We start from the raw sequence: 23,516 nt of genomic DNA, 5'->3' as shown, positions 1-23,516 counted from the left end.
AGAGCTACAATAGGTTGTTACTGAGGTGTTCGACACAGATTTCGCCTTCTGACCAGCTGGCTTTATAAATGCTCATCCCCAGGCAGTCACTCCGTTGTGGGGTATTACTTTGGTGCTCAAAACCATAGGCTGAAGCAATGCCGACCAACTGGCGCACGTTGCCCTGCTTGATATCGAAATAATGGTGGGCATGGCCACTAATCACATTGCACTTGCTTGTAAAACAGCGGACCACCTCAGCTTGGTTTTCAATGCCAATTTGTTTGAACCATTGCTCGCTAACATCAAGGATCGGGTGGTGTGAGATGATTAGCCTTGGTGTTTTTCTTATGGCCTTTTTTAGGGCCATTATCTCTCTGCTTGTAACTCTTCCGGCACCAAGCTCCAGAGATCTGCCCAGTGGTTTTTCGCTGGTATCGAGGAAATGGAAAGGGATGCCGTGCACAGTCGCTGATTGGCGAATCTTAATTTTGCTGCCCTTGAAGCAAGCTTTCATAACATGCAGATCGTCATGATTTCCTGCAAGCGCATAGCAATGGGTAATGAGCTCGCAGGCTTCAAGGTAAGTTCGGATACGCTGGTAAGCAGCGGGGACTGCGGCATTGGCAAGATCACCGGTTAGCAGCAAGACTTTTTCGTCCTTATCTTGGTTAACAATGTCTAATAGCCTGATGAGATTGGTATCTAGGTCATTGCTAGCCTCGGCTAGGTGAGTGTCGGTGATCTGGTAAATCTTCACAGCTATCCCTTTGTTGATTTTTGTTTCTTATTAGCTCAATAGGGCGCAGATTAATTGAATGCCAATGAGTAAGCAATGAAGAGCTAGGCCATGCCTAGCTATAGTAGCTCTGCCAAGCGTTTTTTCTGCATACCATTTTCATCGAAATTATCAGCCGACAGCCAAGCTTGATGAGCGCTGGAGATTTGCGGCCACTCGCTGTCGATAATGGCATACCAAGTGGTATCTCTATTTCGTCCGTTGTAGACGATGGCTTGCCTGAACAACCCTTCATAACTGAACCCTAACCGCTCAGCTGCACGACGTGAAGGGTGATTGAGAGAATCACACTTCCATTCACAACGGCGGTAGCCCAGTACCTCGAAGGCATGTTTGAGCATCAGGTGGATGGCTTCGGTCGCTGCTGGTGTTTTCTGTAGCTTTGACGAGAAAAGGAAGTTACCGATTTCGATCACGCCCATCTGTGGAACAATTCTCATAAAGGAAGCGATACCCACAGCTCGGTCAGTAGCTGGGTCGATAATTGCGAAGAAAAGTGGGTCGCGACTTTGCTCTAGAGGATTAAGCCATTCAAAGAAGCTCTCTTTACTATCAAATGGACCCATGAACATATAGGTCCACAAGCGGTTCTCTTGGTCGGCAGAGAATGCTGCAAACAGCTGATCACCATGGGCGGTTGGGTTAAGAGGTTCTAGGCGGGTATAGTGCCCGGAAAGTGTAACAGGCTCTGGGACGGCGGCACCTTGCCAATCAGGCATTGGTGAGCCGATAGGTTGTTGCAGATGGTTGAAATACATAGGATGTACCAAAAGGTTATGTGGAATTATTCTTGTTGAAACCAACAGGTTACTACCGACTATTGTGGGGTTTCTGTGGCATGGGTTAGAAAATCTTGATTTATCAACTCACACAATCTAACTCAGGCCAGGTCTGCACAGTTTGGATCCATGCCGGTAATTGTTGGTTGAACCAATCAAAGTAGCGTTGTTTCTGTGGGTTATCGCGTATTTCAAGCAAACTGACCACTTCGGTGATGATCCATACTTTGGCGCAAACCACTTGTTTAATGATCTCATTGAGTGGGGCATATGGGTTGAATTGGGCATATTGTGTAGCAATGTTTTTGTAATCGTCCCTCGTCCCCATCTTCGGAATCATCGGCGCCAAATCGATAGCCGGGCTGCCATAGCCGAACCTTTCCCAATCAAATTGCACGAGTTCGCCTTTTTCTCTTAATCCCCAATTACCGTGGTTGCTATCTCCGGAAATAAGGTTGTCTTTTTTGAATAGGCATTGGCTACGAGAGCGTATATTTTCGATAAATGCCATGGTTTGAGCAGGCAAACGAAGACACTCAAAGGTGATGTCAGTTTGCTGCTGGGTCCATTCATGGCTATGGAGCTCAATATTGGTTAATGGATGTTTATCCGTATATGAGCTTGGTTGAAATACCTGACTCGGAGGAAGCTTGTGGATAGCTGCAAGGTGTGCCAAAGCTTTTGGCTCGAGGAATAACGCCTCAGCCGAAATAGGTGTCGGGATAAATTCCATCACCAGTTTTCTGGAAAGTGGGTCGGCATCATAAAGAGAGGGCGAGTGAGCGCCGCTCTCTTTTAGCAATGGTGCAACATGCTGATAAAAGTAGATTTCAACATTGGTCGTATTTCGCTTTTCTATAGCAGCTTGGTTTAAGTATCTCGTCTTCCTTACATGCGCTGTACCCATTTGAGCTAAGTCTTTAGCCATAGAATCCCTCCCCATTTTCGGTATGTGTTGATTGCCATATCAGCAACAGCCTGCCTTAACAACAATTTATGAGTGTGCCGTAAATGGAAAAGACTTACTAGAAACCTAGGCGCTTTTTAGAATTCGTGATTATGACTAATGGCTTTCCAACAAATAGCTTTTGAAGTGACTCGCAACCGCAGAGGCTTTTGTCGGTGGATGATAATAAAGGTTGAGGCTCCAGATACTGGTTTCGTACTCTTCCAGCACAGGGGTAAGCTCTATATCAGATAATGGCTTATCAACAATGAAAGCAGGAAGATAGGCAATTCCAGCGCCTTTTATCGCGCTTTGTAACAGTAAATCGCTGTCGTTGACTTCCAATGATTTAGGCACTTTGATCATTTGGGTTTCGCCATTGCGCTCAAAGATCCAATCATTGCTGCCTGTCAGTGTGGTGGCGAATAAGCATTGATGCTGTGAAAGTTCGGTAGGCAGTTCGGGGGCAGGGTTTCGCTCCAGGTACGCTGGAGAAGCCACCGCAACAAACGGGCTTTGCATCAGCTCTCTACGCACTAGGTGCAGATCTTTTTCCTGGTAGCCTTGATAGCAAGCATTGGCACTGATCACCAAATCGGCCTCAGCAGCATGGTCGAGTGCCCACGGTGTCACATTGAGGTTAAAGGTGACATTCGGATGGGATATCAGGTAGTTGCTGATCTTATGCATCAGGAAGTTATTGGCATAAACAGGGGTGCAGACGATATTAATATGGCCTTTGTCTTGTTCCTGGAAATCTTGCAGGCTGCGACAAAGTTGCTCGGCGTTATCCACTAAAGGGGAGAACTCATCAACCAGTTTTTGGCCTGCCGGGGTGGCGGTTAATAGCCGGTTAGTGCGGCGGCAGAGGGTAATACCAAAGCTCTGTTCGAGATCCTGTAGCCAGCGACTCCCAGCAGAAACAGAGATATTGAATTTCCGCGCGGCGGCAGAAATGGAACCGGTGCGGATGACGTAAACAAAGAAAGCCATTTTATCGAGCATTATTTCTCCCTTGTGATGATGCAAAAGCAGGCTTTCTCTACGAAAGCCTGCCATTCGTTCTATTTATATCAGTTAAGCTGTGGCTTCTGCAGTTTTAGCAGGGACTTTCTTGCCAAGCTTTTTGGCCATTGCTTCTTCCATTTTCTCCAAGCTGACGCCTTTGGTTTCTGGTACATACTTAACGACCACAAACATACAGATTAGCGACAGGGCAGCGAACAACCAGAAGCTGAATGCGCCGTTGAAGTTCTCTTTCAGGAAGGCATTTTCGTTCAGCATTGGGAACGACTGGGTCACAATGAAGCCAGTGAACCACTGGGCACCTACCGCGATAGCCATCGCGCGAGAGCGGATGCTGTTCGGGAAGATTTCAGAAATCATGGTCCAGCACGCACAGCCCCAAGAGGTCGCGTAGGAAACAACGTATAGACACAGAGCAAATAGCGCCGCGTAGCCTTCCGTTCCGGTGTACAGCACAAAACCAACCACTGTCATACCTACTGCACAGCCGAACGTACCGTATTTCATCAGTGGTAGACGGCCGACTTTATCAATCAAGTACATACCCAGTGCGTTACCCAGGATAAAGACGATACCAACGAAAGTGGTCTGGAACAGGGCATTCTCTGTGCTGCCTGTAATTGGGCGTAGGATTTCCGGCGTGTAGTACATAATGACGTTAATACCAGTCAGCTGCTGGGCTGCGGCGACGAAGGTACCGATCACCAAGATAGCGAACAGCAACGGTGAGCGCAGGCTAACTTGTTTTTTGCCTGGCTGATTGGAATCAGCCAGTGATGCCTGGATCTCGCCAATTAACTGGTCAGCATGTTTTGGGTTAGAGATACGCGATAGGGTGTCTTTGGCTTGGTCGATTTTGCCTTTAAGTACCAACCAACGTGGTGATTCAGGGATCAGGAACAACAAACCAGCAAACAGCGCAGCAGGAATCACTTCTGAGCCCAGCATCCAACGCCAGCCCATATCAACCAGCCAGGTTTCACTCATACCTTTAGCAATCAAGTAGTTAACGTAGAATACACCGGTTTGGCCAACAACAGCAGACTGCTGGAACATACTCACGGCACGGCCACGGAAGTCTTTCGGAGCCACTTCCGACATGTACATAGGAGAAACCACACAGGCCAAGCCCACTGCGACACCACCAACGATGCGAAGGATAACGTAGAAAGAGAAGGTGGTTGCCAGTGCAGAGCCAATGGCGGAGATCATAAAGAGGATGGCGGCGATGAAGAGGGTGTTACGGCGTCCGTATTTTAGTGCGGACCAACCGGCGCTGACAGCACCGATAATACTCCCTAGAACAACACTTGATACTGCCCAGCCGGTTTGTGCCGGGGTTAAGCCGAAGTGCTCTCTGATAGGACCGATGGCGCCAGAAATAACAGCGGTATCGTAACCTAATAAAATTCCCCCTAGGGCAGCGATACAACAAATTCTGATGATATAAGCAAAGTTATGTTTTCGGGCTTCAGCCTCGGTTGTGGGTGACATGTTCTACTCCTTTATGAGATCCCCGTCTCTTACTCAACCATCGAATAAGTTTGAGTTGGGTAGCTTTCCAATGCGCTAATTACTGTAGGGTATTTGCATCGGCATTATTCTCATCACCAATATTTGTAATAGTAATTTATCGCCTTGATAATAATTTTCCACTTGGTGACGGCCTAAATCATAAGCTCACAAGTTTTTTACGGCTATAGCCAATAGGTGGTTTTATCTAAAAATGATACTTACGTCAAATTGCGAAAAATATTTTCCGTTGTTCTTTTTTATTTTAAATAATTGATTTTGTTTGGTTATTTTTAATTGTGATCTTGCTCATAAATTTCTCTTAAGCCGCGTGATTGCTGGGGTTTTTTCATTTTGTCTGGAAAAAATTAGAACGATTGTAGTTGGTGAAAAATATTTTTCGTTTTTATTTTTTCGGTTATAGTAATTTCCAGTGAAGCAAATGGTGCAGATTGAAAATCGGTTCAGAGATTCCTAAAGAACATATTCCACTGGACTGACCACAATCGTCACCGACCCGGAATTTAATAATCAAAAAAATTGGAGTACAAACATGAGCAATGTTCAATATGGAATCAGCCCACTGACCTGGACTAACGATGATATGCCAGAACTTGGCGGTGAAATCCCATTGGAAACATGTTTGAGTGAAATGGCGGAAGCTGGCTTTACTGGTACTGAACTGGGTACTAAATATCCTCGTGAGCCTGAAGTGCTTATCCCTCTTCTAGAAAAACACGGTCTGGTTCTAGCCTCTGGCTGGTACAGCGGTAACCTGATGACGCTAACCGCTGAAGAAGAAATCGCTGCTATGCAGGAGCACATCAAGCTTCTTAAGGCTGCGGGATGTAATGCTATGGTATTTGGTGAGGTGAGCAACACGGTTCACGGTGACATCAACACTCCACTATCTCAGCGCGTAATCCTGACTATGGATGAGTGGAAAGCTTACTGTGAGAAGCTTTCCACAGTTGCTGAGTACCTACTAAACGAGCACGGCATCAAGCTGTCTTTCCACCACCATGTCGGCACCATCTGTGAAACAGAAGACGACATCAACCTAATGATGGAACTAACTGGCGATGCTGTTCACCTAACGCTGGACACTGGCCACATCACATACGGTGGCGGTAACCCTGTCACTATGATCAAGCGTTGGGGCCACCGTATCGGCCACATGCACTTTAAAGACCTACGATTAGAAGTTATGAAGGCCGCTCGCGATGCAGACAAATCATTCCTTAACGCAGTTCTTGATGGTGTATTCACCGTTCCTGGCACTGGCGATGTTGATTACGATGACGTTTTCGCTGCACTGAAAGAGCGTGACTACAAAGGCTGGCTGCTGGTTGAAGCTGAGCAGGATCCTGCTAAAGCGCATCCATTAACTTACGCGAAGACTGCTTACGAGAACATCACTGGCTACGCGAACAAGTACGGCCTGTAAGTTCAGGCAAGGAATAAGGGGGCAGGCTAGGCCCCCTTAACATCTCATAGCAAGAACGATGAAAAAAGTTGCTGTGAGAAAAGGATTTATTTTTCGAATATCGAAAAACGAGGAAGACAATGAATACTGTACGCCTGACCGTTGCTGAAGCACTTGCTAAGTACCTTGCAGCACAAATGATTGAAATTGATGGAAAGAAAGAACAACTTTTTGGTGCCGCCTTTGCGATTTTCGGTCACGGTAACGTGACGTGTTTTGGCCAGCAGCTAAAGAATATCGAAGATAAAATTCCAACTTGGCGTGGTCAGAACGAACAGTCGATGGCAACAGCGGCCATTGCATACGCGAAAGCTAACCAGCGTCGCCGTATCGGTATTGCAACCAGCTCTATCGGCCCAGGTGCCACAAACATGGTTACCGCTGCTGGTATCGCGCATACCAACCGTCTACCTCTTCTACTTATTGCTGGTGACGCGTATGTTAGCCGCCTGCCAGATCCAGTTTTGCAGCAGCCGGAGAACTTCGAAGATCCGTCTGTCACTTCAAACGATGCCTTCAAGCCGCTAACGCGCTACTGGGACCGCGTGCTATCGCCATCTCAGCTAATGCACACGCTGCCGCAAGCGCTTGATACCATGCTAGATCCAGCCACTTGTGGTCCAGTATTCCTTGGCTTGCCACAAGATATCCAGGGTGTCGCTTACGACTTCCCTGAAGTGTTCTTCGCCGAGAAAGTACACCGTATCCGCCGTCCAGAGCCTGAAATGGTTGTTCTGGAAGAAGCGAAAGAAATCCTGATGCAAGCGAAGAAGCCTTTGATCATCTCAGGCGGCGGTGTGCACTACTCACTAGCGACTGACGAGCTGGCTGACTTTGCTGGCAAACACAATATCCCTGTGGTCGAGACCATTGCCGGTCGCGCAACTATGCTGCAGGATAACCCGCTGAACGCCGGCCCAATCGGTGTTACCGGTTCAAACTCTGCCAACCACATGGCTAACGAAGCGGATGTCGTGCTGGCTATCGGTACCCGCCTGCAAGACTTCACGACTGGCTCTTGGACTGTGTTCAAGAACCCAGATATGAAGCTGGTTAGCATCAACGTGGCGAAATTCGATGCCATCAAACACATGTCTTACCCAGTCTTGGGCGATGCCAAGTCATCAATGACCAAGCTGTCAGCGCTACTTGGCGACTGGCGTTCAGGCGATGAGTGGTCGGCCAAAGCCAAAACAGAAGCGGACGAGTGGAAAGAGTTGGTTCACCGCCGTACTCACCCGCAAGAAGGCGATTTGCTTCCGGGCATGTCTTCTTACGCGGAAGTGATCGGTAAGTTGAACAAGTCGATGGAAAAAGGCGACACCGTGTTGACTGCTGCGGGCGGCCTGCCTGCAGAGCTATCGATGAACTGGCAGAACTACCAGATCGGTAAGTTCGACATCGACTTCGGTTACTCGTGCATGGGTTATGAGATTGCCGGTGGCTGGGGTGCGAAAATTGCCAACCCAGACAACGACGTTGTAGTGCTAGTTGGTGACGGTTCATACCTGATCCAGAACTCAGACATCTACTCATCAGTACTGACTGGTCACAAGATGATTGTGGTGGTGTGTGACAACGGCGGTTTCGCGGTTATCAACAAACTACAGAACAACACCGGTAACGAGTCGTTCAACAACCTGCTTGAAGATTGCCGCCGCCCAGATGGCGAGTTGGCCCGCGTAGATTTCGCCAAGCACGCCGAAGCACAAGGTGCGATTTCCGAGAAGCTGACCTCTGTCGACGAGTTCGATGCAGCATTTGCCCGCGCTAAAGACGCTGACCGCACCTACGTGATTGTGGTTGATATCGACCCAGTATCACCAGCAGCATGGTCTAAGTGTGACTGCTGGTGGGAAGTAGGGCTACCTGAAGTGACTCGCAACGAGCACACCGCGAAGAAAATCGCGGATTGGGAAGAAGGCCGAGCGACCCAAAGACGAGGTGTATAGAGGCGCGGTTTATAGGAACGCGTTATATAGAGAATTTATTAACCAAGAGGCTCTTATCGCTGAGAGCCTCTGAGAATAAAAACTTTGTATAAAAGAACTCGGTAAACAAGAACAAATTATTTCCAATATCTGAAACGCAGGTCTCTCTCAAAAAGTGGTGGGGGATTCCTGACAAGGAGTGAAGCCATGTTTAATGAAGAACGTCATTTTGATCAACCTATCCGTTGGGCAATGGTAGGCGGCGGTCGTGGTAGCCAGATCGGTTACTCTCACCGTAACGCTGCACAGCGTGATGGTTTGTTCAAGTTGGTAGCTGGTGCTTTCGACCTTGATCCTCAGCGCTGCCGTGACTTCGGTGAAAACCTCGGCCTTGATGGCGACCGTTGCTATGCCAACTACAAAGAGATGTTCGAGCAAGAAGCCCAGCGCGAAGACGGTATCCAGGCGGTTTCTATCGCTACCCCTAACTCGACGCACTACGAAATTTGTAAAGCAGCACTTGAATCAAACCTGCATGTGGTGTGTGAAAAGCCTATTACCTTCACAACCGAAGAAGCAGAAGAGCTGAAGGAAATTGCAGCGAAGAACAACCGTGTTATCGGCGTGATGTACGGCTACAGCGGCTTCCCTATGGTTCAGCAGGCGCGCGAAATGGTTAAGCGAGGCGACCTAGGTGAAATCCGCGTTATCAACATGCAGTTTGCGCATGGCTTCCACAACGAAGAATACGAGCTAAATGATCCAGGTCTGAAGTGGCGTGTAAGCCCAGAAGTCTCTGGCCCAACTTACGTGCTGGGTGATATCGGTACTCACGCGTTTTACCTGTGTGAAGTGATGACAGGGCTAGAAGTAGACCGTCTATCTTGCATGCGTCAGAGCTTCATCAAGTCGCGTACACCGCTAGAAGATAACGCCCACGTGATGATGGAATTCAAAGGCGGTGCTGTGGGCACGCTATGGGCATCAGCGGTTAACGCAGGCTCTATGCACCAGCAGAAGATCCGCATCGTGGGTTCTAAAGCGTCTATCGAGTGGTGGGATGAGCAGCCTAACCAGCTTCGCTACGAAATTCAGGGCGAGCCTCCACGCATTCTAGACCGCGGTATGGGCTACCTATACCAAGACGTAGAAGGCGTTGCTGCTAACCGCGTTGGTGGTGGTCATGCTGAAGGTTACTTCGAGTCTTGGGCAAACCTATATCACCGTTTTGCATTGGCATTCGATGCTGCAGACCGTGATGACCAAGAAACACTGGCTGGTATCTGGTTCCCAGGTATCGATGCAGGTATCGAAGGCGTACGCCTATGTGAGAAGTGTGTTGAGTCTGCTGACCAAAACGCTGCATGGGTTGAATACAAGTAATAACGAAAGGACGGACCATGACAAAGATTGCACTTCAGCAAGACCGTAAGCTGGATGCCATCGTGTTGGGACGTGCGGGCGTAGATCTCTACGCCCGTGAATCAAACACGGACATGGCAGACATTTCTGGCTTTAATAAGTTTGTCGGCGGCTCTGCAGCCAATATTGCAGTGGCGGTTAGCAAGTTAGGCGGCAAAGTAGGGTTTATTGGTTGTGTCGCTGATGATGCATTCGGTGGCTACGTAAAACAGTACATGTCAGGCCAGGGTATTAACCTTGATGGCATGATGACAGACAACTCGGGCTCGCGCACTTCCGTTGCGTTTACCGAGATGAAACCAAGTGACTGTACGGTATTGATTTACCGCAATAAAGCCTCTGATTTGACCATCAAGCCAGAGCAAGTAGACCCAGAATACATCGCCAATGCAAAAGTGTTGGTAGTTACAGGTACAGCGCTTTCTGAAAGCCCGAGCCGTGAAGCCACATTGATTGCGATGGAGCATGCACGCCGTAGCAATACGCTAGTCGTTCTAGATGTTGATTACCGCCCATATTCTTGGCGCACCGATGTTGATGCCTCTATCTACTACGGCATTGCAGCAGGTTTGTCCGATATCGTTATCGGCAACCGAGAAGAATTCGACATGATGGAAACCGTGTTGGCACCGGGCAACAAGGATGACGATGCAACGGCAGAGCGCTTCCTGCGAGCCAACACCCAGGTAGTGGTGATCAAAGCCGGTGAGTTTGGCTCTAAAGTTTACTGCCGCGACGGCCACAAGTTCCAGCAAGGTATCTTCCGCGTTGAGGTTCAGAAGCCATTTGGTTCTGGTGACTCATTTGCTGGCGGCCTGATTTGGACACTGGTTAACGGTGGTGAACTGGAAGACGGCGTCAAGCACGGTTCAGCCGCTGCGGCCATTAATGTGAGCGGTAATAGCTGTACCGAAGCAATGCCAACCAAAGAACAATTATTCGATTTTATTGAGACCAGAGAACAAAGCCTTTAATAAACCACCTCCGGACGAAGTGATTAAAGGCTATTAGGTCCTGCCGGGCCGGTATTTTTACTGGACATGTCTAGAAGGGTACAAACCATCGAGGCCCGGCCTTTTTATTTAAACAAATTAGACTGATAAACACTGTGCTGGCAATGACAGTTGGAATAGCAGGGCAGTGAGGAGAGAGAAACATGGGCAAGCATATCCCACCATTTGACAATAAAAACCAACCAATCATCGATGTTAATGATGAAGTAACACCACTGTGCTATTTCAACCAAGTTCGTTTGGCTCAAGGTGAGCAGCACCAGCATGTTGTAGAAGGTTATGAATCTGTCATCGTTCTTGCTGGCGGTACCTGTTCAATCACAGTGACCAATGGTGAAAAGACCGAAGTATTTGACAATATCGGTAAGCGTAAGTCTGTATGGGACGGTAACCCTGAAGCGGTGTATGTCCCGCTTGGCTACAGCGCAACGGTTGACTGTGTCAGCGATACGGCTGATGTGATGATTGCAGGCGGTAAGTTCGAACAGTCGCTGGAACCATTCTGTGTCCGTGAAGAGAATGTTGATATTGTTCAGTATGGCTCTGATGACACTAAAACCCACCGTAAGATTAAACACGTACTGGGCCAGTCAAATGCCGACAACCGCGGACGCCTGCTAGTTAGTGAGCTTTTCACTGTTGGTGCCGGTGGTTGGTCGGGCTTCCCTCCTCATAAGCACGATGAAGATCGCGTTAAGCCAGATGGCAGCAAAGAGACACTGTACGAAGAAGTGTACCAGTTCCGTTTCAACCCAGACTTCGGCTTCGGTGCCCAGTTCCTTTACGAGCATGAAGATGACTTCGGTCCGGTTTACCACGTGCGTACGGGCTCAGTGATTGCCATCGACAAAGGTTATCACCCAAGTGTGGCCGCACCGGGTTATGAAATGTACTACTTCACCATCATTGTGGGTAAAACAGAGAAGTCATTGATCCAGCACTTCGACCCACACCATGAGTACCAAGTAGAGACGATCCCTGGCATCAAGGACATGATTGCCAAGTTCAAATAAGGAGGGGCAAGATGCTCGTCAATTTAACAGAACTGTTGCCTCAAGCTGCCGCGTCGGATTACGCCGTGCCTTGCTTTAACGTGTTTGGCTATGAAGATGCTTGTGCCGTGGTTGAAGCTGCTGAAGCGGTGAATAAGCCGGTAATCCTTGCTTGCAACAAAGATGTCGCTGACTTCTACGGGGTAGAGACGGCTGCGGCGATGTTACTGCCATTGGCCCACAACAGCACAGTGCCGGTTTGCCTGCATCTTGATCATACTTACAAGGAAGATGTCGTATACCGTGCACTGAAGGCGGGGTTTAGCTCAGTCATGTTTGATGGCTCTCAGCTGCCGCTTGATGAGAACATCGCTCGTACTCGTGCCGTTGCAGATGTGGCCCATGCACTGGGTGCATCAGTAGAAGGTGAGATTGGCTCTGTGCCATACGATGAAGGACGGGATCATATCAAGTCGATTTATACTGAGCCGGAAGACGCGCTGCGTTTTGCCAAAGAAAGTGGCGCTGATTGTGTCGCCATTTCAGTCGGAAACGTACACCGATTGACCGAACCTACATGTACTATTGATTTCGGTCGTTTAGATCGTATTGCGAATGTGGTAGATATTCCTTTGGTTATTCATGGTACTAGTGGGATCCGTGATGAAGATATGGAAGTACTAAAGCGTACTCGTGTGTCCAAGTTCAATATCGGAACATGTCTGCGTCAGGCTTTGGGTCATAACTTGCGCGATTTTATGAACGCGGAACCACAAAAGTTTGATCGTATTTACTTTATGAAGAAGGCGATGCCTTTCGTGAAGGAAGAAGCGATTCGCAACTTTGAATTATTATCATAAACTATAGCCTCAGGTGTTAAGCACTTGAGGTATTCTTATTTTGTAGTAGTGCTTTCGGGCAGGAGAGCGGCCAATTATGGATGTTGAAGAACAAGTACCAGCTGACTTAGACACGCTGCGTGAGCTTATCGTAAAGCGATACGACAGCCTAAGTGGGCGACTACAACAGGTAGCTGATTTTGTGATGGCCCAGCCGATGTTGGTCGCGGTCGAAACAATGGCAACCATTGCTGAACAGGCCAATGTTCCTTTGTCTACACTGAGCCGGTTTTCGAATGCGATGGGCTATTCAGGCTTTAGTTCAATGCAGTCGTTGTTCCGTGATCAGTATTTGAATCGTCCGCGGGATTATCTCGAGCGTGTAAAAAAAGCGCGAGAAACTGAAGAAGTGAGCCAAGACTCACCAATGGCTATCTTCCAAGATTTTGGCCAAGCCAATATTGAAGCGATGGAACAGCTGCAAATGTCTGTTTCTCCGCAAAAGCTTGAAAGAGCGGTGAGTTTACTCGATGGGGCCGAAACTATTTACATTCAGGGTATGCGCCGTGCATATCCCGTTGCTTTCTATCTTTGGTATGCCCTTATGAAGTCAGACAACAATGTGGTGTTGCTTGATGATCATGGTGGTATGTTGTCACCAATGACGCGCCGTATGAATGAAAAGGATGTACTGATCACTGTCACATTCAGCCCTTATGCGCCAGAAACCAGCAGTCTGATTGATACTGCGTTTGAAAAGAAGGTGCCGATTGTCGCGATTACCGATAATCAGATGACTTCACAGGGCAGTAAAATGGAAGTGTGCTTCGAAGTTCAGGAAGGTGAGATCATGGGCTTCCGTTCACTGAGTAGCTCGCTTTATCTGGCACAAACACTGGCGGTTAGCTTGATGTGCCAGGAAGTAAAGGACAGTTAATTAAGTCGCCGTGAAATCAATGGTACTGAATTAACTTAAATCACTTCTTTATATGGAGTAACCAAGTTATAAAAAATAATAAAAATAACTTGGTTACCTATATCTAAGTATCTTTGACGTTAAATTGGATTAGAAGGTACTTAGGTATAAACAAGTTAAATCCTAGATAAATAATTTCAGCTAAAACTCTCATTTGGGTAGGTGCTTCGACGTGGCGCCTAGGAACTTCATTGCACGGCATTTGTTGTCGATAAGGATTGAAAATGCGTTTTGCTCTTCATGGAATGTGTTCGCTTCACAGTAATATTCTTTCTGATATTCGTTTGGCAAAAGAAACGGGTTACCAGGGTTTAGAAATACATACTGAGAAATTATGGCGCTATATTAACGCTGGGTTTACCAGTGAAGAATTTAAGGCAAGACTTGATGCGGCCAATATTACGCCTTCTGCGATTGATATTATCGGCGGGGTGGAAGCGGCAACCAAAGAAGAGCAGCAACGCGTATTCAAAGAGGCAGAGGTTTTATGTCGTTTTGCTAAGGATATTGGCACCCCGACTATTCAGCTTAATGCCTTTGAAAGCTTAAATGCCTTCAGTACCGAAGATAACATCCAACTAACGGCTAAAAACATCCGTTCTATCGCCGATATTGGCCGCGAGCATGGCATCCGGTTTCAGTATGAAGGTGCAGCTTGGACACCTATTGCCACGCTGGAAGACTACTATCGATTGCTCGATGCGGTAGGGCGTGATAATTTTGGTTTCGTTTTAGATACATGGCACCTGTGGGCATGCCGCGGCGCTACCCTTGAGCAGATCTCTCAAGTTGACAAGTCATTGATTTACAATGTTCACCTATCTGATGGTAAACGCCCAGCAGAAGGCCAGCCTTGGGTTGATGAAAGAGAGCTACGCGGTTTCTACATCGGTGAAGGTGATATCCCGATGCAAGAGTGGGTAGATGCCTTGCTTCAGACAGGATATGACGGCTTCTTCTCTGGCGAATTCCTCAATGACCAATTGTGGGAACACGACCATTATGAAGTGGCAGAAAAAATGCTGAACGGGATGAAAGCATTAGTAAAATAGCCGACAGGGAATTGCGGCTAATTTTTGGAATAATACGTTGAATGTAATTTGTTGTTATTTTCTGCACGCTACCGAAATGGGAGACGTTTAAGAATGAACCTTGAGCGCCGTGCAGATTTAATATTAGTCGCAACAACAATGTTGGCGGCAGCCGGTTGGATATTTTCGAAAGAAGCTATCCAAGGGCTGCCGGCTTTTGGTTTTATTGGCCTACGTTTTGTGTTGGCCTCTTTGTGTCTGCTGGTATTTTGCTTTTCTGATATCAAGAAAGTCGACAAATCCGTTATCCCAAAAGCGCTAGGGGTAGGGTGCATCTTAGGTACGGCGATCTTGCTTTGGATCCATGCTATTTCCGTGAGTGAAACCTTGGGCGAAGGCGCATTTATTATGAGCTTGTCCATGCTGTTCGTCCCTTTAATAGCTTGGCCATTATTCAAGGCTAAACCCCCTCGGACATTCTGGTTGGCATTACCTATCGCCTTTGCAGGTCTACTGATGCTATCACTGGGCGGTGGCAATGGCTGGCAGATGTCTTCGAGCCAGTTATGGTTTATGGCTTCGGCTGTAATGTTGGCGGTTCATTTTAATTTCAACAGCCAGTACGCTCGCAAAATTCCAACATTGCTATTAACTTGTCTCCAGCTGTTCAGCATTGGTTGTATGGGGTTGATTGCTTCATTACTTTTTGAAACCTGGCCTGAGTCAGTCAGCATGACGACATGGGGTTGGTTCACCTTAAGTATGCTGGTTGCAACCAGTTTGCGTTATGTTATGCAGACGATGGGGCAAAAGCACAGCACAGCCGCAAATGCAGCGATCATTATGATCTTGGAACCAGTGTGGACGGTGATCTTAAGCGTGATTTGGTATGCCGAAGAAATGCCAGCCAATAAGCTAGCCGGGTGTTTGATGATCCTGTTGGCTTTGTTTACTTATCGTGGTCTCGGTCATGTGATTGGTTTTATCACCAAAAAAGCGGCGTAAACATACTTATACCCATAGATGAAACGAAACAGGCTTGCGTTTGCAAGCCTGTTTTTTTATGAACTGAATATTGTCATCGGTTACATAGCTTCGGCCCAGCTTTCTGCTTCGATTTTGGCAAGTGCATTAGCGGCACGTTGCAGGGCAGGAAGAAAGTGCAGCGCCTGCTCGGGTTTTAGACGCATAATTGGTGCTTGGATAGCGATACCTAGGTTTGAGCGGCCTCGCTCTGATGGTACCAATACTGCGACACAAAACAGCCCGGGTAAGAACTCTTCATTGTCGATGGCATAACCATTGGCTTTTACTAAATCCAATTCATCATCTAGCTTGTCAAAGTCGATAATGGTCTTTTCGGTATATTGGGTTAGGGGCACATTTTTAAGAAGACGGCGGCGCTGGGATGGGCTCATGTTGGCCAGGAACAATTTGCCTGTTGCCGAGCAATGCACTGGAACCCGAGAGCCCGGGTGTAGGTAAAATCGAAGTGGAGCTTCTGTTTCTACCCGATCGACATAGATAATTTCTCCACCCGACAAAGCGGTAAGGTTACAGCTTTCTCCGACTTCTTCTTTTAATTGCGTCAATACAGCGTGTCGAGCACTGTGAGTTGTACTGTTTAGTAAGAGTTTTTCAGCAAGATTACGAAGTCGAACCCCCGAGCTGTAGTGGCGGTCGTCGCCATCACGTTGGATGATCCCGGCAGTTTCAAGTTGCTGCAGCATACGATGGAGAGTGGGTTTGGGTAAGCCGGTTTCTTCTACCAGGCTTTGTAATGAGAAAAATTCGTCCTTTCCGGCAATCACTTCCAACAGAGAAAAAAGGCGTAAGGTTGGGGTGTCGCCCTCTATACGTGTCTGTTCCATAGGCTCTTTCACGATAGTAGTCATTGTTATATCCATTTAATACCTTTCTACATAATACTATGAATTTTTCCAATTATTTGAATTTACGTTGACGATATAAGATATGATGGTTAGTATTCATTCAAATATCAATTTTTGGAATGAATTGTCTCATTATTTGTTGTTTTTGAGGCTAGTGAAGGCAGACTCATGAAAGCAATCCACCGAATAATTGAACAGGCCCAAAAGCAGCCTAAGCGTATCGTACTGTGTGAAGCAGAAGATGAGCGTGTGTTAGCCGCTGCCCAACTGACTTACCAGCAAGGCATCGCTGACATTATCTTGGTCGGGAACCAGGAAAAGATTCAGACTGTTGCCGGACTTAAAGGGATAGATATCGATGGTATGGAGATCATCGATCCTAAAGCGTCAGAATTAGCCGGTCCATTTGCGGCCTCTCTTTACGAAATGCGGGCCAAGAAAGGCATGACACAAGAGCAGGCCAAGCAAGAAGTGCTAAACCCTCTTTGCTTTGCCAACCTAATGGTCAAGCATGGTTTAGCGGATGGTTCTGTTGCCGGTGCTATTCATACCACAGGTGATGTGGTGCGTAGCGCAATACAACTGATTGGGATGGCGCAAGGCTCAAAATTAGTCTCGAGTTTTTTCCTTATGATGTTGTGTCAGCCATTTCATCATTTGAAAGGCGGGATGATCTTTTCTGATTGTGGCTTGGTGGTGGATCCGGATGAAGAACAACTTGCGGATATTGCGCTTTCCGCTGCAGACAGTGCACGCAGTTTGTTGATGGAAGAGCCGAAAGTCGCCATGTTGTCTTTTTCTACCAATGGTAGCGCCAAGCATACTGCGGTTGATAAGGTCGTCGCTGCATCGCAAAGGGTTAAAAAACAAGCGCCTGATTTAGCGATTGATAACGATGTCCAGCTTGATGCTGCGATTGTCGCAGAAATTGCCCAGCGTAAGCTTCCAGATTCTAAGGTGAAAGGGCAGTCAAATGTCCTGGTGTTCCCTAACTTGGAAGCAGGCAACATTGGCTATAAGTTAGCAGAGCGGGTAGGTGGAGCCGTTGCGATCGGACCATTGCTTCAAGGGTTAGCTAAACCTGCTAACGATCTCTCTCGTGGCTGCAGTATCGATGATATCTATCATGTTATTGCGGTTACCGTGGTTCAAGCACAGCAGGGACAGAAATAGCATTGGACAGTATTACGTTAGACAGTATAGCGCTAGGTGCCATAACGCTAGATAAAATGGTTATATTGCTAGCGATTATTATGGTTGGCACCTACTTCCAGACCGTCACTGGCTTCGGACTTGGGATTATTGTTATCGGGGCGGCAACAGCGTTTGAGTTGACCTCGGTGGCTATTATGGCTGCCGTGGTCAGTTTGGTAACACTGGCCAATTGTGCTTTTGCACTGCCGGGCTCGACGAAGCTCGTCGAATGGAAATCATTGCGGCTGGTGGTTATTGGTGTACTACCCGGTGTTGTTGCTGGAGTGGTGTTATTGGAGTACTTGAGTCAGTCGGCAGCCAGTGTGTTGCAATGCCTTGTTGGCGTAATGATTGTTTATAGTGGGTTGAATTTTATGTTACGGCCTGCGGTTCGAGCTGAGCGATCGGGCAATACCAGCTTTTTTGTTAGTGGTTTTAGCTCAGGTTTGACCGGAGGGTTGTTTGGTATGGCCGGGCCACCCTTGGTGTATCAGTTCTATCGCCAGCCATTTGATATCACAACGATCCGCAATATGTTATTAGTGGTGTTTGCCTGTACATCGGCATCGCGTAGTGTGTTTGTCGGGGTTCAGGGTCAGTTGAATACTGAAATAGTGCTCCTGACTACTGTTTCATTGCCAATAGTGACGTTAACGACTTATTTGGGACGTCGATTCCCACCTCCTTTTAGCGCAGGAACAATGCGACGGATTGTATTTGGTTTGCTGATGGCCATAGGGATCTATTTGATCTTGTCGGTCTTTTGATGAGATGAATACTCAGGATACTTTCACCATTCGATAACTAGAGTTCAAAGTAGTCATCTAACGCTTTTCTGGCATCTGCCGTTGAGCAGTTTGTCAGGAAGCACAGCTCTGCAACGGTAATTGCTGGGTTATCGATAACGTAGGAGAGGAGAGTGCGCGGTTGCTCTGTCTTACCGAAATCGAAACCTATATCCTCGATATCGTGATGTTTTGCAAGACGCTTGTGAATTGACTTTCCGATAGTCGTTAACGCTTCGCTGGACGTGTCCTGTAGTACTGACTGTAGAGCGTTTAATTTCGCCAGTGCTCCAGAAAGTTCAAGATGCCTCTGGTTCGCTTTGCGTTTGGTATCAATGCCAATTTCTGTCAGTTTCTCAAGTAAGAAGCTTCGATCTGTTTTGCCAAGAAATGCACTGACGTTCTTTATTTCATACGTTGCCGATTCACTTTCTTTACCCAGTACCTCCAGCCCATTAAGGTAGCTTTGGTAGACTCGCTGCCATTTCAAACAGTTCTTGGCCTCAACAAGCAGTCCTAGTTCAGCTTTTATCGATACCAGATCGCTATATGTGCCGATAAGGGCATAATTTCTGCTGCGGCGAATCCGTTTAATAGTGCAACTGTACGGCGAGATAACTGAATTTATTTCAGAAATACCAGTGGTTGTGATTTTATGAGCCAGGGAGGGCAAGTTGATTGAAATGCTCGGCTTCATCATAAATCGCTGACGTTCAGTAAATGCTTTAAAGAGAACATCTTATGTGTGATGCTCTCTTTAATCTTAATGATTAAGCGTGTCTGTACGCTTAATCAACGTCGCAGTCAGTACAGCTTTGAAGTGCGATTTCGTGCTCAAACACTGCCGACTCGTTACCTTCAGCAAATAGCTCTGCGATTTCTTCAGCGACTTCTTGCTCATCTTCAGCTTCAACTTGATTTGCTAACTCTTCTTCTGGGTAACCAAAGAAGTTCAGCAACAAGTAATCACGCGCTTCTTCTTTAGTACAAGTCACGTTAACCGAAAGATCTGGCTCAACTTTGCCTTGCTCGATAATCGTAGTCACTTGCGCGATTGCTTCTTCTTTCATCGCTGGCGTTAACCAGCCAAGATCCGTGCTTACTTTGGTTTTTTTACAGTTAAAACAAGGAAGTTGATGAAAGAAATATTGAAAAGTAGTCATGAGTAATTCTTCATTGAGTATCGTATAGCGAGATTATGCTGATTTTTTAGCAAAATGAAAGATCTGACCGTATTCGTTTCATTACCTTCATTATACGCGCATTGCGTTTAGTTCATTTTTGATGCTGCGTGCTGCTCCACCATAAACGCGATCACTTCATCATTTAAACAAGATTTACTGACATATTGGCGCTGTTTACCAATGTGAAGGATTAAACCTAATTCACTTTGTTGAAGTTGGTCTATTTCATTCCAAGCGATGTGATGAGTTTTATTACCTCTTGTATAACTCACACCTGTAGAGCCAACCTGAAATCCTACTTTGCTGCCAGAGCTTGAGCTGAGTGTTTGTCGCCACAACCACCAGGTTCTCTTAAAGTAAACACTGAGCACCTCAATAATACTCAAAACAATAAAGAACCAACCTACATAATTGTTGGGTAGTAGCTCAAACTTTACTAAAACCACCCCAAAAAGAAGAAAAAGTATTGCTTTGTAATAGGATTTTGGAAATTCAGTCGGGCGGCTAGTTTGATCATAACACTCGGCAAAAAAGGGCTTGTCGAGGGTGTATTCAGTAGTGAATTCAAAATCTTTAGACATATCTGGCTACTTTGAGTCTTTCTGTGAATGAGTATCCCATGCTGCGAGGTCGCAACTCGAGTATTGTCTCGTAAATCAACTATTGTATAGCTTCTCAGTGCTTTTCTTTAGCTGTTTTGATCTTCTTTTGTAAATCAATACTACTGTAAGGCGTACTCTATTATAGTCAGTTTGCTAGTACGTGGATTTCCAATAGCACCCATGACAGATTTGCCTTGGAATGATAGTATCAGCAGCAACTAAGCTGACTTGCAGTTGGGCAAAAATGAGTAAGAGATGTCGTTTTAGTGCCCACAAAATAATATGATTTTTGGCTTTATCTGCTTTGCTTCAATAACAAGCCGATAATTTCATTGATGTTTTGTTGAATCGAAGACTCAGCGAAATCCAATGCCAGACTTTGGCGGTAATAGGGACTGAGATCTAACCCTACACCGAGCCCTATAATTTCGACTTCTCGGTTGGCATGATAGTGGGCAATAACCTGCTTGAGGTGGTTATCCAAATAATACTTGTCATTGGCAAGGTTGGTAGCGGTATCCATAGGGCGCCCATCGGAGATCACAAATAGAAGTTTTCTTGGTTCCTCTCTTTGGGTCAGTCGCTTGCAGGCCCATAACACGGCTTCGCCATCTATTCCTTCTTTGAAGAAGTCTGCTTTCAACAGTGCCGCGATATCTCTTCGGGTATGACGCCAATGGCTTTCTGCCGGTTTGAATATAATGTGGCAACTTTCATTCAATCGGCCGGGATAGGACGGTTTTCGTTGTTTCAACCAGTCAGTATACGCTTTCCCACCGTTCCAACTATTTGTGGTAAAGCCCAATACTTCACTGTTGATGCCAGCGAGGCCGAGCGCTTTTACCATGGTGTCTATCAACATAGTGATGGGATTGATGTGCTCGCGCATTGAACCCGAACAGTCGATGAGAAAGCTGACAATGCTATTTGGAATAGGGCGGTAATATTCGTGACAAAAGATGCGGTTTTCATTGGGGGAGCTGACTAACTGGCTGAGACGTCTGCCGTCTATATATCCGTCTTCTTCACCATATAGCCAACCGTCACGCTGGGGAGAAGACAGCAAGGCTGAAAGTTGCCTTGATAGCTGTTTGATATTAATCCCTTGCTGTTGGATACGTTCATCAAGCTCTTCACGCAAAGTCGCGAGTAATGCCTTTCGGACCAGTTTCGATGAATGTACTTCGCGATCGTAGTGGGTAGTATAGATCCGGTAAGAGTCGTGATTGTCATTGAATACCTTACTTTGGCCACTTTGTGCGGTCGCCATAGGTATTTCATCACCCTGATCGAAATTGAGCAAAAAGGACAGTGCTGACTTGGCCTGATCGACCTTTGATGCATCTGTTGAGTCAGTTTGAGTCTGCTCGGACTCAATCATCTCGCTTATTGCTGAACCTAGCGATATAGCATGATGAGCGTAAGCCTGTTGGTTGCGGCGATGTCGCCTTAATCCCGCCAGATCTTGGCCAATTATTGGCACAATGCCAGCTCGAGTTGCTTCGATGAAATCCTCGAAAGATTCATTGATAACCTGGGCATTTAGGCGCGAACGAACAATCTGCACGACGGTAAATAACAGCAGGCCAATGTGGGTATCAGCCAAACCGGACTGATAAAACTGCTTCGACCATTCGGTGAAATTGTGTTCAACATTGGCGCACACACCGGGTAGAGTTTTCCTTAAATGATCGTCACACAAGTAACTTTCGCATCTTAATTGCTCTAAGGCTTCGAACAGGAGCCGAGTGATGGGAGCGTCAGAACCTATTTGTGAATGGAGCTGGCTATGAAGTGCTGAATCCGAATGGCGTAAACGCATGGAGATCGCATCGATCTTGCCACGTTTTTCATTAATGTTGCCGTTATCTGATACAGAGGCATTTCGAAGATGAGCGGCGTATACTGGTATGAATTCATTATCGATATAGAGAGACTCTCCGCGATAATGAAGCGTTAACTCCTCACTCAATGCTCTGGCAGAGGCTTCAAGCAATTGTTGGCTTTTCTGACGCTCCCGTTGATTAGTCGTAGGATCAGGTTTCATTGTGCGGCTCCTGTATGGACTAGCCAAGACCCCTCAAGCTCTTCATTAAAACACCGTTGGTAGTATTCGGCGATGATTGGGCGTTCGAAATCATCGCATTTATTGAGAAATGACAAACGGAAGGCAAGGGCGGGGTTGTTGAATATTTCACAGTTCTCTGCCCAAGTAATTACGGTACGTGGTGACATCAAAGTAGAGAGATCGCCAGCAGCGAAACCTTTTCGGGTTAGACCAGCCATAGTCACCATCTGGTTTATTAATTTTCTTCCATTCTCACTGTCTTTGCCGGGTACGCGAGATAATACAATAGCAGCCTCTTCTTCTGGAGGAAGGTAGTTGAGTGTGGCGACAATATTCCAGCGGTCAATTTGGGCATGGTTTAGGGTTTGGGTGCCATGGTAAAGGCCTGAAAGGTTGCCGAGACCAACGGTGTTGGAGGTAGCGAATAACCGAAATGCACTGTGTGGGTGAATGACTTTGTTTTGGTCGAGTAAAGTGAACTTACCATCTCTTTCCAAGATCCTTTGGATCACGAACATGACATCTGGACGTCCTGCGTCATATTCATCGAAGATAAGTGCTACAGGGCGTTGCAGTGACCAAGGAACAATCCCTTCTTGAAATTCGGTAACTTGCTTACCGTCTCGGATCACGATGGTATCTTTGCCTACCAAATCCAACCGGCTTAAGTGGCCATCTAAATTAACCCTGACACAAGGCCAGTTGAGTCGTGCTGCCACCTGTTCGATGTGGGTTGATTTTCCCGTTCCGTGCATGCCTTGGATCATGGTTCTGCGGTCTTGGGCAAACCCAGCCAGAATTGCCAGAGTCACTTCGGGGTTAAACCGGTAGGCGTGATCAATTTCTGGTACGTGATCGTCGCGAGTGCTAAAAGCAGGTACGCGCAGATCAGTCTCAATCCCAAAGACTTCCCTAACAGAAACCATCATATCGGGTTTAGTTATCGCAAAATCCACCATGTCACTTCCTTTTATCTCTACTCATCGGCATTTCATTGTTTTCCACGATAAGACATTTCGAAACCACCTAATGATGAAATTGATGCTCTCGTATCAAAAAA

The 23,516-nt window shown here is 46.8% G+C and carries 22 protein-coding genes and 1 pseudogene; 11 read left to right on the top strand and 12 right to left on the bottom strand.

Annotated features, from left to right (window positions below; all coding sequences use genetic code 11):
* Positions 1-4: 4 nt before the first annotated feature.
* The 5 genes from R2X38_RS13980 to R2X38_RS13960 all read right to left on the bottom strand — a co-directional run bounded on the left by R2X38_RS13980 (position 5) and on the right by R2X38_RS13960 (position 5,023).
* Positions 5-739 carry a metallophosphoesterase gene (locus R2X38_RS13980; protein WP_317522893.1) on the bottom strand — a complete coding sequence of 245 codons (735 nt, stop codon included), beginning with the start codon at positions 737-739 and terminating at the stop codon, positions 5-7.
* A gap of 98 nt (positions 740-837) precedes the next feature.
* A complete protein-coding gene (locus tag R2X38_RS13975; protein WP_317522891.1) occupies positions 838-1,536 on the bottom strand; it encodes a GNAT family protein in 699 nt (232 codons plus the stop codon).
* Between the two features lie 103 nt (positions 1,537-1,639).
* Positions 1,640-2,485, bottom strand: a complete 846-nt coding sequence (locus tag R2X38_RS13970) for an aminoglycoside phosphotransferase family protein (protein WP_317522889.1) — start codon at positions 2,483-2,485, stop codon at positions 1,640-1,642.
* A 135-nt stretch (positions 2,486-2,620) separates the two neighbouring features.
* Positions 2,621-3,508: a LysR family transcriptional regulator gene (locus R2X38_RS13965; RefSeq protein WP_317522888.1), complete on the bottom strand. Its 888-nt coding sequence runs from the start codon at positions 3,506-3,508 to the stop codon at positions 2,621-2,623.
* A 72-nt stretch (positions 3,509-3,580) separates the two neighbouring features.
* A complete protein-coding gene (locus tag R2X38_RS13960) occupies positions 3,581-5,023 on the bottom strand; it encodes a sugar porter family MFS transporter (RefSeq protein WP_317522887.1) in 1,443 nt (480 codons plus the stop codon).
* 571 nt (positions 5,024-5,594) lie between these two features.
* On the opposite strand from R2X38_RS13960, the gene iolE reads away from it, so the two are divergent.
* The 9 genes from iolE (at position 5,595) to R2X38_RS13915 (ending at position 15,736) form a co-directional block, all read left to right on the top strand.
* Positions 5,595-6,488, top strand: a complete 894-nt coding sequence (iolE, locus tag R2X38_RS13955; protein ID WP_317522886.1) for a myo-inosose-2 dehydratase — start codon at positions 5,595-5,597, stop codon at positions 6,486-6,488.
* Positions 6,489-6,607: 119 nt separating this feature from the next.
* Positions 6,608-8,479 (top strand): 3D-(3,5/4)-trihydroxycyclohexane-1,2-dione acylhydrolase (decyclizing), encoded by a 1,872-nt coding sequence (gene iolD, locus R2X38_RS13950; RefSeq protein ID WP_317522885.1) that lies wholly within the window; start codon positions 6,608-6,610, stop codon positions 8,477-8,479.
* Between the two features lie 186 nt (positions 8,480-8,665).
* Positions 8,666-9,841 carry a Gfo/Idh/MocA family oxidoreductase gene (locus tag R2X38_RS13945; protein WP_317522884.1) on the top strand — a complete coding sequence of 392 codons (1,176 nt, stop codon included), beginning with the start codon at positions 8,666-8,668 and terminating at the stop codon, positions 9,839-9,841.
* Positions 9,842-9,858: 17 nt separating this feature from the next.
* On the top strand, positions 9,859-10,854 hold the full coding sequence (gene iolC / locus R2X38_RS13940; RefSeq protein ID WP_317522883.1) for a 5-dehydro-2-deoxygluconokinase: 996 nt from the start codon (positions 9,859-9,861) through the stop codon (positions 10,852-10,854).
* Positions 10,855-11,036: 182 nt separating this feature from the next.
* Positions 11,037-11,906 (top strand): 5-deoxy-glucuronate isomerase, encoded by an 870-nt coding sequence (locus R2X38_RS13935; RefSeq protein WP_317522882.1) that lies wholly within the window; start codon positions 11,037-11,039, stop codon positions 11,904-11,906.
* An 11-nt stretch (positions 11,907-11,917) separates the two neighbouring features.
* Positions 11,918-12,745 carry a class II fructose-bisphosphate aldolase gene (locus tag R2X38_RS13930; protein WP_317522881.1) on the top strand — a complete coding sequence of 276 codons (828 nt, stop codon included), beginning with the start codon at positions 11,918-11,920 and terminating at the stop codon, positions 12,743-12,745.
* Positions 12,746-12,821: 76 nt separating this feature from the next.
* Complete coding sequence (locus R2X38_RS13925) at positions 12,822-13,661, top strand: MurR/RpiR family transcriptional regulator (protein WP_317522880.1); 840 nt, start codon at positions 12,822-12,824, stop codon at positions 13,659-13,661.
* A gap of 263 nt (positions 13,662-13,924) precedes the next feature.
* Positions 13,925-14,752: a sugar phosphate isomerase/epimerase family protein gene (locus R2X38_RS13920; protein ID WP_317522879.1), complete on the top strand. Its 828-nt coding sequence runs from the start codon at positions 13,925-13,927 to the stop codon at positions 14,750-14,752.
* A gap of 93 nt (positions 14,753-14,845) precedes the next feature.
* Positions 14,846-15,736, top strand: a complete 891-nt coding sequence (locus R2X38_RS13915) for a DMT family transporter (RefSeq protein ID WP_317522878.1) — start codon at positions 14,846-14,848, stop codon at positions 15,734-15,736.
* 80 nt (positions 15,737-15,816) lie between these two features.
* Here the strand turns inward: R2X38_RS13915 and R2X38_RS13910 are convergent, their stop codons facing one another.
* Entirely contained in the window at positions 15,817-16,626 is an 810-nt protein-coding gene (locus R2X38_RS13910; RefSeq protein WP_317522877.1) for an IclR family transcriptional regulator, read from the bottom strand.
* 165 nt (positions 16,627-16,791) lie between these two features.
* Here R2X38_RS13910 and pta point away from each other — a divergent pair, with 165 nt between their 5' ends.
* Together pta and R2X38_RS13900 are read left to right on the top strand one after the other, a co-directional pair.
* Positions 16,792-17,796 carry a phosphate acetyltransferase gene (pta, locus tag R2X38_RS13905; RefSeq protein WP_317522876.1) on the top strand — a complete coding sequence of 335 codons (1,005 nt, stop codon included), beginning with the start codon at positions 16,792-16,794 and terminating at the stop codon, positions 17,794-17,796.
* Positions 17,797-17,837: 41 nt separating this feature from the next.
* A complete protein-coding gene (locus tag R2X38_RS13900; RefSeq protein ID WP_317523257.1) occupies positions 17,838-18,584 on the top strand; it encodes a sulfite exporter TauE/SafE family protein in 747 nt (248 codons plus the stop codon).
* Positions 18,585-18,621: 37 nt separating this feature from the next.
* Here R2X38_RS13900 and R2X38_RS13895 read toward each other — a convergent pair whose 3' ends face one another.
* The 6 genes and pseudogenes from R2X38_RS13895 to R2X38_RS13875 all read right to left on the bottom strand — a co-directional run bounded on the left by R2X38_RS13895 (position 18,622) and on the right by R2X38_RS13875 (position 23,415).
* A complete protein-coding gene (locus tag R2X38_RS13895; RefSeq protein ID WP_317522875.1) occupies positions 18,622-19,092 on the bottom strand; it encodes a ribosome recycling factor family protein in 471 nt (156 codons plus the stop codon).
* A 132-nt stretch (positions 19,093-19,224) separates the two neighbouring features.
* Positions 19,225-19,299 (bottom strand): annotated as a pseudogene (locus R2X38_RS26800) (hypothetical protein); the annotation flags it as partial.
* A gap of 91 nt (positions 19,300-19,390) precedes the next feature.
* On the bottom strand, positions 19,391-19,765 hold the full coding sequence (locus tag R2X38_RS13890) for a hypothetical protein (protein ID WP_317522874.1): 375 nt from the start codon (positions 19,763-19,765) through the stop codon (positions 19,391-19,393).
* 107 nt (positions 19,766-19,872) lie between these two features.
* Positions 19,873-20,367 (bottom strand): YcxB family protein, encoded by a 495-nt coding sequence (locus tag R2X38_RS13885; RefSeq protein ID WP_317522873.1) that lies wholly within the window; start codon positions 20,365-20,367, stop codon positions 19,873-19,875.
* A gap of 316 nt (positions 20,368-20,683) precedes the next feature.
* Positions 20,684-22,435, bottom strand: coding sequence for a cobaltochelatase CobT-related protein (locus tag R2X38_RS13880; protein ID WP_317522872.1), 1,752 nt, complete (start codon positions 22,433-22,435; stop codon positions 20,684-20,686).
* Positions 22,432-23,415 (bottom strand): AAA family ATPase, encoded by a 984-nt coding sequence (locus R2X38_RS13875; RefSeq protein WP_317522871.1) that lies wholly within the window; start codon positions 23,413-23,415, stop codon positions 22,432-22,434. Before R2X38_RS13875 ends, R2X38_RS13880 begins: the two co-directional genes overlap by 4 nt.
* Positions 23,416-23,516 lie beyond the last annotated feature (101 nt).

It is taken from the genome of Photobacterium rosenbergii, assembly GCF_033022775.1.
GTDB lineage: Bacteria > Pseudomonadota > Gammaproteobacteria > Enterobacterales > Vibrionaceae > Photobacterium > Photobacterium rosenbergii_A.
Note: the sequence above shows the minus strand (reverse complement) of the source record. Positions and strands in the feature narration are given on the sequence as shown.

Coding starts and splice junctions, on each gene's coding strand:
- R2X38_RS13890 (WP_317522874.1), bottom strand. CDS start 19,765: ATGACTACTTTTCAATATTTCTTTCATCAACTTCCTTGTTTTAACTGT.
- R2X38_RS13965 (WP_317522888.1), bottom strand. CDS start 3,508: ATGCTCGATAAAATGGCTTTCTTTGTTTACGTCATCCGCACCGGTTCC.
- R2X38_RS13910 (WP_317522877.1), bottom strand. CDS start 16,626: ATGACTACTATCGTGAAAGAGCCTATGGAACAGACACGTATAGAGGGC.
- R2X38_RS13935 (WP_317522882.1), top strand. CDS start 11,037: ATGGGCAAGCATATCCCACCATTTGACAATAAAAACCAACCAATCATC.
- R2X38_RS13915 (WP_317522878.1), top strand. CDS start 14,846: ATGAACCTTGAGCGCCGTGCAGATTTAATATTAGTCGCAACAACAATG.
- R2X38_RS13885 (WP_317522873.1), bottom strand. CDS start 20,367: ATGTCTAAAGATTTTGAATTCACTACTGAATACACCCTCGACAAGCCC.
- R2X38_RS13970 (WP_317522889.1), bottom strand. CDS start 2,485: ATGGCTAAAGACTTAGCTCAAATGGGTACAGCGCATGTAAGGAAGACG.
- R2X38_RS13975 (WP_317522891.1), bottom strand. CDS start 1,536: ATGTATTTCAACCATCTGCAACAACCTATCGGCTCACCAATGCCTGAT.
- R2X38_RS13880 (WP_317522872.1), bottom strand. CDS start 22,435: ATGAAACCTGATCCTACGACTAATCAACGGGAGCGTCAGAAAAGCCAA.
- R2X38_RS13875 (WP_317522871.1), bottom strand. CDS start 23,415: ATGGTGGATTTTGCGATAACTAAACCCGATATGATGGTTTCTGTTAGG.
- R2X38_RS13920 (WP_317522879.1), top strand. CDS start 13,925: ATGCGTTTTGCTCTTCATGGAATGTGTTCGCTTCACAGTAATATTCTT.
- R2X38_RS13925 (WP_317522880.1), top strand. CDS start 12,822: ATGGATGTTGAAGAACAAGTACCAGCTGACTTAGACACGCTGCGTGAG.
- R2X38_RS13930 (WP_317522881.1), top strand. CDS start 11,918: ATGCTCGTCAATTTAACAGAACTGTTGCCTCAAGCTGCCGCGTCGGAT.
- pta (WP_317522876.1), top strand. CDS start 16,792: ATGAAAGCAATCCACCGAATAATTGAACAGGCCCAAAAGCAGCCTAAG.
- iolC (WP_317522883.1), top strand. CDS start 9,859: ATGACAAAGATTGCACTTCAGCAAGACCGTAAGCTGGATGCCATCGTG.
- iolD (WP_317522885.1), top strand. CDS start 6,608: ATGAATACTGTACGCCTGACCGTTGCTGAAGCACTTGCTAAGTACCTT.
- R2X38_RS13945 (WP_317522884.1), top strand. CDS start 8,666: ATGTTTAATGAAGAACGTCATTTTGATCAACCTATCCGTTGGGCAATG.
- R2X38_RS13960 (WP_317522887.1), bottom strand. CDS start 5,023: ATGTCACCCACAACCGAGGCTGAAGCCCGAAAACATAACTTTGCTTAT.
- iolE (WP_317522886.1), top strand. CDS start 5,595: ATGAGCAATGTTCAATATGGAATCAGCCCACTGACCTGGACTAACGAT.